This window comes from Nocardia sp. NPDC050697 (assembly GCF_040654395.1).
Lineage (GTDB): Bacteria > Actinomycetota > Actinomycetes > Mycobacteriales > Mycobacteriaceae > Nocardia.
Genome location: NZ_JBFAHY010000001.1, coordinates 997,041 through 1,010,882 on the forward strand (window position 1 = coordinate 997,041; position 13,842 = coordinate 1,010,882).

Annotated in this window: 11 protein-coding genes and 1 pseudogene; 8 read left to right on the forward strand and 4 right to left on the reverse strand. The window is 74.5% G+C overall.

All coding sequences use genetic code 11. From position 1 onward, the window contains the following. Window positions 1-116 precede the first annotated feature (116 nt). The 4 genes and pseudogenes from AB0H71_RS05040 to AB0H71_RS05055 form a co-directional block, all read right to left on the reverse strand. Window positions 117-1,754 carry a three-helix bundle dimerization domain-containing protein gene (locus AB0H71_RS05040; protein WP_357014975.1) on the reverse strand — a complete coding sequence of 546 codons (1,638 nt, stop codon included), beginning with the start codon at window positions 1,752-1,754 and terminating at the stop codon, window positions 117-119. Between the two features lie 263 nt (window positions 1,755-2,017). After that, window positions 2,018-3,139, reverse strand: a complete 1,122-nt coding sequence (locus AB0H71_RS05045; protein ID WP_357014976.1) for a hypothetical protein — start codon at window positions 3,137-3,139, stop codon at window positions 2,018-2,020. A gap of 182 nt (window positions 3,140-3,321) precedes the next feature. After that, window positions 3,322-3,459 (reverse strand): annotated as a pseudogene (locus AB0H71_RS05050) (DUF1990 domain-containing protein); the annotation flags it as partial. A 32-nt stretch (window positions 3,460-3,491) separates the two neighbouring features. After that, window positions 3,492-3,980, reverse strand: coding sequence for a putative immunity protein (locus AB0H71_RS05055; RefSeq protein WP_357014978.1), 489 nt, complete (start codon window positions 3,978-3,980; stop codon window positions 3,492-3,494). A 204-nt stretch (window positions 3,981-4,184) separates the two neighbouring features. Between AB0H71_RS05055 and AB0H71_RS05060 the strand changes: the two genes are divergently transcribed. From AB0H71_RS05060 to AB0H71_RS05095, 8 genes are all read left to right on the forward strand, one after another. Then, window positions 4,185-5,474, forward strand: coding sequence for a glycosyltransferase (locus AB0H71_RS05060; RefSeq protein WP_357014979.1), 1,290 nt, complete (start codon window positions 4,185-4,187; stop codon window positions 5,472-5,474). 51 nt (window positions 5,475-5,525) lie between these two features. Further along, window positions 5,526-5,936, forward strand: a complete 411-nt coding sequence (locus AB0H71_RS05065; RefSeq protein WP_357014981.1) for an SMI1/KNR4 family protein — start codon at window positions 5,526-5,528, stop codon at window positions 5,934-5,936. Between the two features lie 64 nt (window positions 5,937-6,000). Next, entirely contained in the window at window positions 6,001-6,579 is a 579-nt protein-coding gene (locus AB0H71_RS05070) for a dihydrofolate reductase family protein (RefSeq protein WP_357014982.1), read from the forward strand. A gap of 135 nt (window positions 6,580-6,714) precedes the next feature. Further along, complete coding sequence (locus AB0H71_RS05075) at window positions 6,715-7,794, forward strand: GGDEF domain-containing protein (protein WP_357014984.1); 1,080 nt, start codon at window positions 6,715-6,717, stop codon at window positions 7,792-7,794. 94 nt (window positions 7,795-7,888) lie between these two features. Further along, window positions 7,889-9,361, forward strand: a complete 1,473-nt coding sequence (locus tag AB0H71_RS05080; RefSeq protein ID WP_357014986.1) for a DUF3375 domain-containing protein — start codon at window positions 7,889-7,891, stop codon at window positions 9,359-9,361. Next, a complete protein-coding gene (locus AB0H71_RS05085; RefSeq protein ID WP_357014988.1) occupies window positions 9,354-9,998 on the forward strand; it encodes a DUF4194 domain-containing protein in 645 nt (214 codons plus the stop codon). Before AB0H71_RS05080 ends, AB0H71_RS05085 begins: the two co-directional genes overlap by 8 nt. Before the next feature lie 2 nt (window positions 9,999-10,000). Next, window positions 10,001-13,333: an SbcC/MukB-like Walker B domain-containing protein gene (locus AB0H71_RS05090; protein ID WP_357016175.1), complete on the forward strand. Its 3,333-nt coding sequence runs from the start codon at window positions 10,001-10,003 to the stop codon at window positions 13,331-13,333. A gap of 64 nt (window positions 13,334-13,397) precedes the next feature. Then, on the forward strand, window positions 13,398-13,829 hold the full coding sequence (locus AB0H71_RS05095; protein ID WP_357014989.1) for an Rrf2 family transcriptional regulator: 432 nt from the start codon (window positions 13,398-13,400) through the stop codon (window positions 13,827-13,829). Window positions 13,830-13,842 lie beyond the last annotated feature (13 nt).

The window sequence follows — 13,842 nt, forward strand, 5'->3', positions numbered from 1 at the left end:
AGGTGTTCATCGGGAATTCCTCCGGGAGCGGCGATCCACTCACGGTAGGGCCGATCCCGGGCCGGCGGTAGCCGTGAATTGTCACGCCCCCTATGCGGCCGCTGAACCGCTGACGGCTACCGGTAGGTGGCGGCCACTCCGTCGATCATCCGCTCCAGCGTCTCCGAGGTCGGGGTGTCGACGACATCGATCACGTCGGCCGCGACCGGCACCCGGTGCTGGGCGGTGACCGCGCCGAAATCGGCGGTGCGGAAGCCGTGTTCGGCCGCGAGGCGCTGCAGTTCGGGGTCGCCGGCGAGCAGCGCGCCGACCCGGTCACCCTGGTCTCCGAGCGGGATCAGGGTGTGCTGGGAGAGCACGGTCGGCGAGGGGTAGGCCAGCACCATGCCCGGCTTCGTCTGCCCGGCCACGACCGCCTCCACGAACTGCGATTCGTAGATCCACACCAGCGGCGCGGGACCAATGCCGCCGGAGAGGTACTCGCGGAAGGGGCCCTCGCTGGTGCCCTCGGTGCGGCCCTGGCCGGCGAAGAGCCTGCCGAGCAGCGGCAGCACCCTGCGCTCGGCCTCGGCATCCGAGACAACGGCATTGTCGTTGGCGACGAAGCCCGCGACGGCGAGGTACATGGCGGCCGAGCTGGAGGTGCGCGGGTCGGTGGTGGAGACCAGCACGTTCTTGCGCACCGGGTAGGTGGTGTTGCCGGGCAGCCGCTCCCATTCGATGTTGTCGCGCACCAGCTGCAGGTAGCGGGCGACGTCCAGGGTCGGGACCTGACCAGGCCGGATCACGCCCGCGGCGGTGAGCGCCTCGACGATCGGGGTGAAGGTGGCGATGGCCATGGGCGAGGAGAACGGGGTGTACCTGGTCGCCACGTTCTGTTCGCGCTGGATGCGGTCGGCGGCGGTCGCGCTGGACGGGAAGACGAAGCCGTAGCCGGTCAGGTCGAGGCCGGCGATCTGGCGGGAGCCGGCCGGTTCGACCTGCACGTCGAGGCCGTTGGCGGCGAAGACGGCGGCGACCCGCGGGTCGGCGAAGAACGCGGCCTTCTCCGAGCCGACGAGGCCGCGGACGGTCACCGGGGCGGTGGCGGCCACGGGTGCCGGTTGCTCGCCGCCGGAGCGGGTGGCGGCGACGCCGAGGACCGCCGTGAGGACCAGGACCAGGCCGACTGCCAGGGGGACGACCGGGCGTTCGATGGCCCACTTGCGGGCGACGCCGAAGAAGCTGAGGTGGTCGTCGGCCGGGGGGATGGTGATGACGGGGATGTCGGGGGCGGCGTGTTTCGGGCCGATGGTGGATCGGGTGTTGCCGTTCGTGGTGGGGGTTGCGGTCGCGGCGCTCGGTCGGCTTTCGCGCACAACCGCTTCGGCCGGCCGCGCGCCACCGGTGCCGCCCTGCGTGCCTGCCCCGCCCTGTTGCCCTGTGACCGCATCCGCTGCGGCAGGCACGGCGGCGTCCGCAACAGGCTGTACCGCCGCCGGCTGCTCCGCCTTCCGGATGGAGACCGCCGGCTCCGGGCGCACGGTGACCCGCTCCGCGGCCGGGACCTCCCCGAGTTCGCGGCGCGCGACGCGCTCGACGAGGATCGGGACGAACTCGCGCACCGGGTGCCCGGCGAACCGCTGCCGCACGGTGTGCACGGTCCGTTCGATCCGGTCGGCGGTGTGCGTGTCCGCGAAGTTCTCCACCAGCGTGCTCGTCACCCGCTGGATCGCCTGTTCCTCGCGGTTGCCGCCGGCCGCCTCGTCACCCACCACATACTCCTCACCTCGCCCGGATTCGCCCGCGCGTGGCCACCCCCGCCGCCGCGCCGCGGGAACCCTACTACCGGCAGGTGACGGCCGATGCCGTCGAAAACGTTGCGGGCAGGGCCGTTTCGCGGTTCCCGCCACACCGAATGCGCTGGTCCGCACCGAAACCCGGATGATGGCGACCGCGCGGCGAACGAAGCGCGCGCCCGAAGATTTCACCTGCCCTCCGCCCGATCGTCGAACGGCGTTCGAGCCGCGTTACCCGCTCAGCGCGGCTCGGCGAGCAGCGCGTCCAGCTGCTGCTCGGCGCGCTCGGCCCTGGCGAGGGTCTGCGCGCGGGCCTCGTCCAGCGCCTGCGCCCTGCGCGCCGCCTCGGCCTCGGCCTTGGCCAGCGCCGCCGCCGCTTCTCGACGCAGCTCCGCCGCCTGCTCCGTGCCCGCGCGCCGCGCCTCCGTCAGCTCCGCGCGCACGGCGGCGGTCTCGGCGCGGGCACCGTCGAGTTCGCGGCGGGCGATCGAGATATCGGCACGGGCCGCCTCGAGGTCGGCCCGCAGCCGCTGCACGTCGTCCCGCGCCGCCGTCAGTGCCTCGCCGCGTTCGGCGGCGATCTCCTCGGCCCGCTCCGCGGCGCGTTCGGCATCGGCGGCGCGCTGGTTCGCGCGCGCGGCATCGGCGTCGGCGGCGCCGATCCGGTCGACGGCCTCGATGCGGACCCGCTGGATCTCCGTCTCGGCTCGTTCCTCGGCAATGGAAACCCGTTGCCGCGCTTCGGTTTCGAGGCGCTCCCGCGCGACCTCCAGCTCGGTGCGCGCGGCGGCGACCTGCTCGTCGGCGGCGCTGCGCGCGGCGAAGACATCCTCGGACGCCTGCTCGGTGATCCGCCCGACCTCGGCGAGCGCCTCCTCGCGCGCCGCCTCGGCCCGCTCGGCGGCGCTCGCGGCATCGTCGGCGGCGGCTTCGGCGGCGGCTCGCCCCTCCTCCGCGGCGCGCCGCCGCTGCTGCGCCTCGGCGGCGGCCACCTCCGCCTCGGCGATCCGGCGCGCGGCGTCGGCCTGCGCGGCCTGCACCTGGGCCTCGGCGACCGAGGGGTCGGCCAGCGTGCCGAGCTCCGCCACCGCGGCATTCAGCGTGCCGCCGAGTTGCTCGGCGAGTGCGCGGAACTGGGTGAGCAGTTCGTCGGCGCGCAGCCGGGCCGCCGTCACCGGCGCCCTGTCCGTCACAGTGACAGCGGGTGCGCTCTCCGCGCCCTCCTGCTGCCGCTGCCGTTCTCGCCAAGCGCGCCAGCGGGTGTGGTCGGGGTGGTCGCAGTACTCCGACGGCCTGCCCGGACCGCCGGTGCGGGTGACGGGCCGGTGGCAGCCCGGGTAGTTGCACATGCTCGATGCCACAGGGCGCATCGTAGCCAGCGCACCCCCGTTGCCCGGCGATCCGCCGCCGCGCAGCGCGCACCGGATGCTGCCGTGCGGTGCGGGCCGCGGCCCGAGGAAGTCGCGGCACCCGCCGTCGCCGACATCGCCGGCGCCCAGCCCCGGCGGCCGAGCCGCCCCCCTCGACCTCCGCACCTTCCCGATCAGCGCAGAGCGCGCAGGTAGCGGCGGCGGAATCCGCGCTGCGCGACGAGCAGCAGCGGGAACAGCGCCCGCCACGGCCCGCGCGGCGCGGGCGCGGTGAGCGAGCGCAGGGTGAGGTGCACGGTGTCGGCGGGGCGGGTGGCGCCGGGCGGGCCGTAGGTGAGCTCGCTCATGGCCGGAGCCTACGGTCCAGCTCGCGCAGGAGCTCGCCCGCGCGGCCGCGTCCGGCGGGTGCGGGCGGGTAGCGGCGCAGTACGGCGACGACCGCCGGGCTCGGCGCCAGGGGCGGCGGGGCCGGCTCGCCGTCGAGTTCGGCGGCGTACGCGGCGTGGGCGGCCGCGCCCAGGATGTGCCACACCTGGGTGGCTTTCGCGATCGGGTGCAGGTAGGCGGCGCTCGCCGCCGCCACCGCGGACCTTGCCGCCTCGCTCGCGGCGCGCTGCCCGGCGTCGCGGGCTTCGCCGTACGCGCGCTGCGCGGCCCAGGCCGCGTCCCGGATGGCCTTGGTCCGCGGCCCGCCCCCGGCGAATTCGCGCGCGGCTTCGAGGGCAAGCCGAGCCCGCGGGTCGCCGGGGCGGTGCCGTTCGAAACGGATGAGCGCGGGTTCGGCGCAGGTGACGGCGTAGGCGGTGACGGCGCGCAGTTCGTCGAGGTCCATGTCGTTCGACCGTATCGTTGAACGCCCGGTTGGCGGTTCGGTACCGGTTCGCGCTGCCCGGGCGGCGCCGACCCTCAACCGCGGGCGGGGTACGGACATCGCCGTGTCCGCCCGCTTCGCCGACCGGTCCGCGGCACCCGCGCACCATGGAGCTGACTACGATCGCAGTCCACGACGAAAGGGGACGGTGGAGTGGGAGCCGGTGTGCGGGTCGCTGTGGTCATGTACGGCAGTCGCGGCGACATCCAACCCGGCGTCTGCCTGGCGCTGGAGCTGCAGCGGCGCGGGCACTCGGTGGCGGCGCTCGTCCCGCCGAACCTGGTCGATCTCGCGCGCCGCGCCGGGGTGGCCGAGGTGCGCGAGCTGGGGGCGGAGACCGAGCAGGCGTGGTCGTCGGCGGAGGCGACGGCGTCGATGAAGGCCAGGAATCCGCTGACGCGGGTGCGGTTCGCGCTGGCGAACGTGCGGCGCGGTTTCGCGGCCTTCGATGCCGACCTGTGCCGGCTGTTCCTGGACGCGGGCGCACCGTGCGGCGATGCCGAGGTGCTGGTGGCCGGGCCGCTGTGCCAGGACCGCGGGCTGGCGGTGGCCGAGGCGCTCGGCGTGCCGCTGGTGGTGCTCCGCTTCGCGCCGCTGTCGGAGAACGGCCTGCTCGGCCCGATCCCGGGGGTGAGCGATCGTTGGTCGCCGGAGTGGAAGCGCCGCTCCTGGCGCGCCGCCGACCGGGTGACCTGGTGGGCGACCGGCTGGAACGAGCAGTCCTTCCGCTCCCGGCTCGGGCTGCCGCGCGCGGCCGGTCCGCTGCCGCGGCGGCTGCGCGCCGCCGGGATCCCGCAGCTGCAGGCCTACGACGAGGCGCTGATCCCCGGGCTCGCCGCGGACTGGGGCGAGCACAAGCCGATCGTCGGCTTCCTCGACCTGCCGCCGGACTCGCGCGCCGGACTCCCGGAGACCACCCCCGCCGACACCGCGCTCGCCGACTGGCTCGCCGCGGGCGAGCCACCGGTCTTCGTCTCCTTCGGCAGTATGCCGCTCACCGACCCGGACGCCGTGATCAGCACCTTCCGCACCGCCTGTCGCGGCGCAGGCCACCGCGCCCTGTTCGCGATCGGCGACCGCCGCGGCCCCGACCCCCACGACCCCGGCGTCTACTTCGTCGGCCCCACCGACCACTCGGCGCTGCTCCCCCGCTGCGCGGCCGCCATCCACCACGGCGGCGCGGGCACCACAGCCGCCACCCTGCGCGCCGGGCTGCCCACCCTGATCTGCTCCATCACCGCCGACCAGCCGTTCTGGGGGCAGCGGGTGCGCGCGGTCGGCGCCGGCGGGACCCGCCGCCTGCGCACCGTCACCGCCGACGAGGTCGGCGCCGAGCTGCGCACTTTGTTCGCGCCGGGCACCCGCGCCGCGGCCGCCGGCCTCGCCGCCGCGCTGGTGCCCGCCGAGAAGGCGGCGGCGCGGGCGGCCGAGCTGGTGGAGCAGCAGGTCCGCTGAGCGGGTACGCACCCGGAATCCGCTGAGCGGCAGTGCCCTACGCTGTCGGGCGTGCAGGAGAGCGTGACCATGCGGAGGCCACTCGACGGAGAGCGGATCGACCGGCGGCTGGCGATCATCCGGGACCTGTTCGGACGGTCGGCCGCACTGCGGCCGGACGCCCGCGCGGCGTATCCGCCGGTGCCGGAGGCCGACCTCGCCGCCCTCGAAGCCCGGCACGGCCTGCGACTGCCGGAGAACTACCGCCGCTACCTGCTCGAGTTCGGCGAGCCGGGCGGCGCGCTGATGAACTACGGACCGCGCGGGCTCGCCGACCAGCCGGGGCCCCGCTCGGCGCTGCCGTTCCCGCTCGACGCCCCGTGGGCGGGCTTCCCCTCGGAGATCACCGAGTGGGAGGAGGAGCAGGAGGGCGACTTCTTCGAGGACGGCCCCGGCGAGGCCGAGGCCGCGCCACCGCGATGAGTTTCCGGCCGGGGCCACGTCTGCACCGACGAGCCCCGAACCGAGCGAACCCGAGGAGCGCAACGTGACCGCCACCTACACCTTCGATGTCTACTCCACCCTGGACGGCTTCGCCTCCTACGACGAGCACGGCGACTGGGGCGGCTACTGGAGCAAGGAGGGGCCGGAGTTCCTGGCGCACCGCGCGGAGGTGCTCGGCCCCGACCAGCGCATGGTGCTCGGCGCGACCACCTTCCGGCAGTTCACGCGCTTGCTCGGCCCGATCGACCCGGCCGAGCTCGACCCGGTGAACGCCCGCATGCGCAGCATGCCGACCACGGTGGTGTCGCGGACCCTGCCCGGCACCGGCGACTGGCCGGACGCCACCCTGGTGCCCGGCGACGCCGTGCGGGTCGTCGCCGACCTGAAAGCGGCCTCCCCGGTGCCGCTGCGCTCGCACGGCAGCCTGTCGCTGAATCGGTCACTGCTGGCCGCCGGGCTGATCGACCGGGTACAGGTGACGATCTTCCCGGTGCTCAGCGGGCACACCGGCGCCGAGCGGATCTTCGCCGGCGTCGGCGACTACGACCTCGAACTGCTGGCGAGCCGCACCTTCGACGGCCGCATCCAGGAACTCACCTATCGCCCCACCCCGCACGGCTGACTCCGGCCATGTCCGGACCGCATCACCGGGAGCCGGGCCTAGACTGCTGCGAACGAGCCGGAACGGGTCGCCGGGACCCGGCCGCTCGGCACTAGGGACGGTGCACGACGCGCGGTCGGGACCGAGGGTGACGGGATGAACGACGGCAAGACGCTGCTGGCCTGGTGGAACGATCCGGTCGACTACGCGTGGCTGGTGGGCACGCTGGCGGCGCGCAAGGCGCTGCGGCCGCTCCAGATGCTCATCGGGCTGGCCGGGGTGTCGATGGCGGTGATGGGGATTGTGATCGCGGGCACGCCGATCGGGCCGGTGCACCCCGCGGTCACCTCGACCATCGGGGTGGGGACCGCGATCCTGTGGGCGCTGCGCTGGTGGCTGCTGCGGTGGCCGGGCCGGACCGAGTCGCTGGTGCTGATCGGCCTCGCCGACGTGCTGTTCACCCTGGAGTTCCTGCAGGTGCCCGACCGGCTGTTCGGGGCCATGGGGGCGATGCTGCTCGTGGTCACCGGGAGCTATCTCGGGTTCTTCCACAGCGCGCGGGCGCTGGCGGTGCACACGGCGTGGTCGCTGCTTTCGGTGATCGTGTTCTCGGTGCGGATCGCGACCGGCGGCGGGGACGTGCGGCTGGCGCTGGCCGTGGGGTTGCTGCTGGTGGCGGCGGTGGTGAGCGTGCTGCCCGCGCTGCAGATCCTGTACTGGCTGCTGCGCACCGAGTCGCTGTCGGACCCGCTCACCGAGCTGCTGAACCGACGCGGGCTGGAGATCCGGCTGCCCCGGCTGGTGCACGGCCACCCCGCGGTCTGCGTGATCGCCTTCGACATCGACCGGTTCAAGGAGGTCAACGACACCTACGGGCACCGGGTCGGCGACACCGTGCTGGTCAGCACCGCGCGCCGGTTGCACGCGGCGGCCGGGCCGGGCGCGGTGGTGGCGCGCACCGGCGGCGAGGAGTTCGTGGTCGCCGCCCCGCTGGGCGCGCCCGCCGCGCGCGCCGAGGCCGAGCGGCTGTGCCGGGCGGTGGCCGAGCCGCGCGCCACCGAGGTGGAGGTGACCGCCAGCGTCGGCGTCGCGGTCTTCGACGCCACGCGCTCCCCCGGCTCCCCGCGCCCCACCCCCGAGCGGCTGCTGCACGCCGCCGACGCCGCCATGTACCGGGCCAAGCAGGCGGGCGGGAACCACGTCGTCGTCGACGAGCTCGCCGCGCCAGGGACGTAGCCGCGGCCGCCGCCGCCCTGCTCGATCCCCCGCCCAGCAACCCGCCAGCGACGCGTCGCGCCCGCTGTCGGAGCCGCGACGTAGGGTGGCGCGAATGAGCACACGAGGGGTGGAGGGGGCGTACCAGGGCGCGCTGCGCGCGTTCAAGACCCCCATGCTCGATCTGCTGCACCAGACCTATGCCCCGTTCGTGGTGACGGTGCTGGCCGTGCTGTTCACCGCCGAGCGCCCGACGGTCCCGGTCACCGACGCGCACGCCGAGATCGACGACGCCATCGCCCAGCTGCGCGCCGCCGGCTACGACGACGCGGAGCGGCTGCCGCTGCCGGTCGGCGCCGCCCGCGATCTGTGCAGGCAGTGGGTGAACGCGGGGTGGCTCATCCGTCAGGTGCTCGACGACGACGTCGAGGTCTACCGGCTCTCGGCGCACGGGGTGGGCGCACTGGAGGTGGCGGGCCGGGTCGGCGGGGCGCGCACCCGGGTGTCGGAGTCGCGGGTGCGTACGCTGCTGAGCGCGGTGGCGCAGCTCGCCCAGGACGCCGACCCGGATGTGGCGGCCAGGATCACCCGCCTGCACGAGGAGATCGGGCAGCGGCAGCGCGAGCTGACCCGGCTGGAGCGCGGCGGCGAGCTCGCGGCGGTCGACCGCGAGCAGCTGCTGGAGGCGGCGGAGCACGTGCTGCACCTGGCCCGCGAGCTGCCCGCCGATTTCGCCATGGTCGCCGAGTCGATCAAGCAGATGCAGCGCGACGTGGTCACCGAGCTGCGCCGGGACGCCCGCCCGACCGGCGAGGTGCTGCGCGAGTACCTGGCGCGCGGTGAGCAGATCATGGACGCGACGCCGGAGGGGCGCGCCTTCGCCGGCGCGCTGCGGCTGGTGGGCGACCCGGAGCAGATCGACGACCTGTCGGCGCAGCTGCGCACGGTGCTGCGGCACGAGTTCGCCGGGCAGCTGCCCGCCGCCCGGCTGCGCGAGCTCGGCACCATCGCGCGGGTGATCGAGCGCGGGGTCGCCGAGGTGCTGACGGCGCAGCGGCAGGCCTCGCACGTGATCACCACCCAGGTCCGCAACCACGACCCGATGCGTGACCGGCAGGTCGACGAGCTGCTGCGCGAGGTGATGACCGGGCTGCACCGGTGGGTGCCGTCGGCGCGGCGGGGCGCGGCGGTGGAGCCGCTGCGCCGGCTGCCCGCGGCCGATCTCGGGCACCTGCGGCAGTCGGTGAGCGACCTGTCGCCGCCGCGCCCGCCCGCGCCGCTGCACGAATCGGATGGATCGGGCGCGCCCGACGGCGACACCAGGGCCTGGGGCGGCCCGCACTACGCGGCGCTCGCCGCGCACCTGGACGCACACTCCGGCCCGGTCGACATCGCGGCGGCGTTCGGCGCGGCGCCGGCGGAGCTCCGCCGCCCGGTCGACCTGCTCGGCCTGCTCGAGCTGGCGCACCGCTCGGAGCTGGCCGAGACCGGCGAGGTCGTGGTGGTCGAGGCGGTCCGGCCGGACGGCAGCACCCGCCGCTTCGCCTTCGACGGGGTGGTCGCGACGACGGGATCCGCTGATGAGTGACCCCGGTTTCATCGACCCGGTCCCGATGGAGGACGACCCGGCCGAACTCTTCGCCGGCGACGCGGGCACCCTCGACGCCGAGGTGCGGCGCGTGCTGGTCCGGCTGCTGCAGCGCCGTTTCCTGCTGGCCGAGAAGAACTCGGCGCAGTGGCGGGTGCTGATGGAGAACCGGCAGCTCATCGAGTCGCGGCTGCACGACCTGTTCGTCCGGCTGGTGGTCGACCACGACCGCGGCCTCGCCTACAAGCAGCAGGTGCGCTCGGCGGAGCTCGACGTGCCGATCCTGCTCAAGGACGAGCCGTACAACCGGGCCGAGACGCTGGTCCTGGTGCACCTGCGCACCCTGTTCCAGCACGAGCGCGCCGCGGGCGAGAGCTCGGCGCGGGTCGATATCGAGGAGCTGGAGCAGACCGTGCTCACCTACTTCGACCCCGACGACACCAATGTCGCGCGCGGCCAGCTCGAGATCCGCAATGCGGTGCGACGGCTGGCCACCGAGGGGCTGATCGTGGAGGACAGCCCGGGCCGCTACCGGATCACCGCGCTGGTGGAGGTGGTGCTGAGCGCGGAGAAGCTCGCCGAGCTCGACCGCTGGCTGCGGGCCCGCCCCGAGACCGAGCCGGAGGCCGCACCGTGAGCATGCTCGACACGCTGTTCGGGATGATCCCGGCCGCCTCCCGCGGCGAGCAGTGGGTGGCGCGCGACCTGCAGCTGGTGAACTGGGGCGGCTACGACGGCTACCACCGGGTGCGCTTCGCGCCGGGCGCGACGCTGCTGTGCGGGGCATCGGGGTCGGGCAAGTCGACGCTCATGGACTCCTACATCGCGCTGATCATGCCGCACACCATGCCGTTCAACGGCGCCTCCAACGGCGGCGTTGCCGGCCGCCCGCGCGGCAAGGACCAGCGCAATATCGTCTCCTACGCGCGCGGCAAGCTCGACGAGTCGCGTGCGGGCGGCGAGACCAGGGCCAGGGTGCTGCGCGGCGCGGACCGCGACACCTGGTCGGCGATCGCCATGACCTGGGCCGACGACCACTCCGGCGCGACCTTCACCGCGGTGCGCGCCTGGTACGTGCCCGCCACCGCCCGGGTGGTCGACGACCTGACCTCGGTCCGCGGCACCCGCGACGACACCTTCGACCTGCGTGCGCTCACCGCCGCGGCCGAGCGCCGCTTCACCGACACCGCGGTCCGGGCGGCCGGGCTCACCCCGCACCGCACCGACCGCGACTTCACCGCGCGGCTGCACACCGCGCTCGGCATCGGCGCCGCCGGCGACGGGCACAAGGCGGTCGCGCTGCTGGGCCGGATCCAGGCCGGGCAGCAGATCACCACCGTCGACGCGCTCTACAAGACGATGGTGCTGGAGGAGCCGTCCACGATCGCCACCGCCGAGGAGGTGGTGCGCCAGTTCGACGAGCTCTCCGGCACCCGCACCCAGATGACCACGGCCCGCCAGCAGGTCCGGGCCCTGACCGCGATTCGCGGGCACCGCGCCGACATCGCCGCCGCCGCCGAGCGGGCGGCGCTGCTCGCCGGCATCGGCACCTTCGGCGACCCCGCCTCCCCGGCCGGCCGGTGGCGCCAGGAGCGCAGGGTCGCCCTGCTCGAGGCGGCCGAGCGCGAGCTCACCCAGCGGCTCGAGCGCACCGCCCGCGAGGTCGCGGAGCAAGAGCTGCTGGTTACCGCGGCCACCACCACCAGGGACGCGCTGCGCGACACGCTGCGCGCCGCGGGCGGTGACCGGCTGGCCACCGCCGCCCGCGAGCTCGAGGCCGCGCGGGAACGGCTCGCGCAGGTCCGCCGGTCCCGCGCCCAGCTCGACCTCGACCTGGCCGCGCTCGACGCCACCGCCACCGACGCCGCCGCGTTCGCCGCACTGGCCGAGGCGGCGCACCGCGCGCTCGCCGACGGCGACGCCAGGAAGACCGCCCAGGCGCGCTACGCCGAGGCCACCGCCGCCGCCAGGGATGCCGACCGCACCGTCCTGGCGCTGCGCGCCGACCGCGCGGCGGTCGCGGCCCGGCGCGACAATATCCCCGGCAACCTGCACGCCGCCCGCGAGGCGCTCGCCCGCGCGGCCGGGCTCACCCCCGCCGACCTGCCCTTCGTCGGCGAACTCATCGAGGTGCGCACGCAGTTCGAGCCGTGGCGGGAGGCGTTCGACCTCGCCTTGGGCGGCTTCGCCACCAAGATGCTGATCGATGTCGCCCACCTCGGCGCCTTCCGGGACGCCGTGAACGCGGTGCGCACGCCCGTCCGCCTCCGCTACGAGGGCGTGCCGACCGGTGGGCGCGCCGACATCGGCCTCGACGACCGCCGCCTGCCCGGCCGGCTGGACTACCGGCCGTCGGTGTTCACCGCCTGGCTCAAGCACGAGCTGGTCCGGCAGTTCGACTTCGTCTGCGTCGACACCCCCCGTCTGCTCGGCCAGTACGACAAGGCGCTGACCATCGCGGGCCAGACCGCGGAGGGCAGGCGCGGCGCGCACGGCAGCCACGGCCGCACCACCGTCCTCGGCTTCACCAACCAGCGCAGGCTCGCCCAGTTCGACACCGAGATCGAGCAGGCGGAGAAGCTGGCCGCCGATGCCGCCGCGTCGGCCGCCGAGGCCCAGTCCGCGCTGGACCGGTTCGAGGACCGCCGCGGCGCCTACCGCAGGCTCACCGAGCTGACCTGGGAGCAGGTCGACATCGACGCCGCCACCGCCGACCGTGACCGGTGGCGGGCCGTCATCGACGACATCGACTCCGGCGACCCCGATATCGACCGGCACCGGGCGAGCCTCGCCGAGCAGAACGAGCGCGTCACCGAGCTCACCGAGGGCGCGGGCAGGCTCAAGGGCCGCGAGGAACAGCTCGCGGCCACCCTGGCGGCGACCACCGCGCAGGCCGAGCAGGCCAGGCGGGCACTCGCCGCGCCGGCCGAACTCACCCCCGCCCACCGCGACTACCTCGGCTCCCTGTTCCCCGCCGCCGAATCCGACCCGCCGGAGCAGGCCCTGCGCGCCTTCGACGACGCCGCGGGCCGCGCCGCCGACCGCCTCGGCGCCGACCTGGCCGCCGCGCGCGCCACCGCCGAGCACGCCCGCACCGCACTGGCCGAGATCTTCGCGACCTTCGTCGAACGCTGGCCCAACCCCAACCTCGGCACCGACCCCGACGGCTCCTACCCGGATTTCGAGCGCCTGCTCACCGACCTGGAGACCAGCAGGCTGCACGAACTGGAGACGCAGTGGCGCGACAGCCTGCTGAAGCTCTCCGGCAACGACCTCACCAGCCTGGACAGCGAACTCGCCGCCGCCATCCGGGAGATCAGGGACCGCATCGAACCGGTCAACCGCATCCTGGCCGCGCTGCCCTTCTCCGACGACGAGCACCGGCTGCGCATCGACCCGAGGGAGAGCCACTCGGCGGTCCGCGCCCGCTTCCGCAGGGAGCTGCGCGAGGTCCGCGCCCGCATCGACGCCGCGGCCACCGACGACGACCGCGAGCGCGTCTACCGCAGGATGGCCAAGCTCATCGACCGCATCCGGCGCACCGCACCGGATTTCGCGGACCTGGTCGACGTGCGCAACCACATCCGGATCAGCGCCGAGAAGGTCGACGCCGACGGCGCGCACGTCGCGCTCTACGACCACATCGGCGAGAAGTCCGGCGGGGAGTCGCAGGAGCTGGTCGCCTTCATCGTCGGCTCCGCGCTGCGCTACCAGCTCGGCGACGCCGGCGCCGAGCGCCCCCGCTACGCCCCGGTCTTCCTCGACGAGGCGCTCATCAAGGCCGACGCCCGCTACACCGGCCGCGCCATCGGCGCCTGGCGCGGGCTCGGTTTCCAGCTCGTGATCGGCGCCCCCAACGACAAGACCAGCGCCATCGAGCCGCACATCGACGCCGAGTATCTCGTGCTCAAGAACGCCGAGAACCGGTCGTGGGCGAAGCCGATCATCGGGGTGCCGGAGCAGGACGGGTGAGATTGCCTCCGGTTTGCCACCTCCTGTCGTAACAACTACAGTTACGACAGGAGGTGACGGCAGTATGAGCGCGAACAGCAGGCTGACCATCGCGGCACATGCCCTGACGTGGATCGGGCTGTATCAGCGGCGCGGGAACGAGGTCGCCACCTCCGAGCAGATCGCGACGAGCGTCGATACCAACCCGGTCGTGATCCGCCGGCTGCTGGCCGAGCTGGGCAAGGCCGGCCTGGCGGAGTCGCGGCGAGGGGCGGGGGCGGGCTGGATGCTCGCGCGGGATCTGGCGGAGATCACCCTGCTCGACGTCTACCGGGCGATCGAACCGGGGCCGGTCTTCGCCCTGCACCGCTCGACGCCCGATCCCGGGTGCGTCGTCGGCCACGGGATCGGCCCGGCCATGTCCGCCGTGTACGACGGGGTGGAGGACGCCCTGCGCAGGGAGCTGGCCAAGACCACGCTCGAAGACGTGCTGCGGGACGTCCTGAAAGCCGCCTGACCACAATCGGTTG

Excerpts from the sequence above, each read along its gene's own strand:
- AB0H71_RS05055 (WP_357014978.1), bottom strand. The coding sequence starts at position 3,980 with ATGGACCTCGACGAACTGCGCGCCGTCACCGCCTACGCCGTCACCTGC.
- AB0H71_RS05075 (WP_357014984.1), top strand. The coding sequence starts at position 6,715 with ATGAACGACGGCAAGACGCTGCTGGCCTGGTGGAACGATCCGGTCGAC.
- AB0H71_RS05080 (WP_357014986.1), top strand. The coding sequence starts at position 7,889 with ATGAGCACACGAGGGGTGGAGGGGGCGTACCAGGGCGCGCTGCGCGCG.
- AB0H71_RS05085 (WP_357014988.1), top strand. The coding sequence starts at position 9,354 with ATGAGTGACCCCGGTTTCATCGACCCGGTCCCGATGGAGGACGACCCG.
- AB0H71_RS05090 (WP_357016175.1), top strand. The coding sequence starts at position 10,001 with ATGCTCGACACGCTGTTCGGGATGATCCCGGCCGCCTCCCGCGGCGAG.
- AB0H71_RS05095 (WP_357014989.1), top strand. The coding sequence starts at position 13,398 with ATGAGCGCGAACAGCAGGCTGACCATCGCGGCACATGCCCTGACGTGG.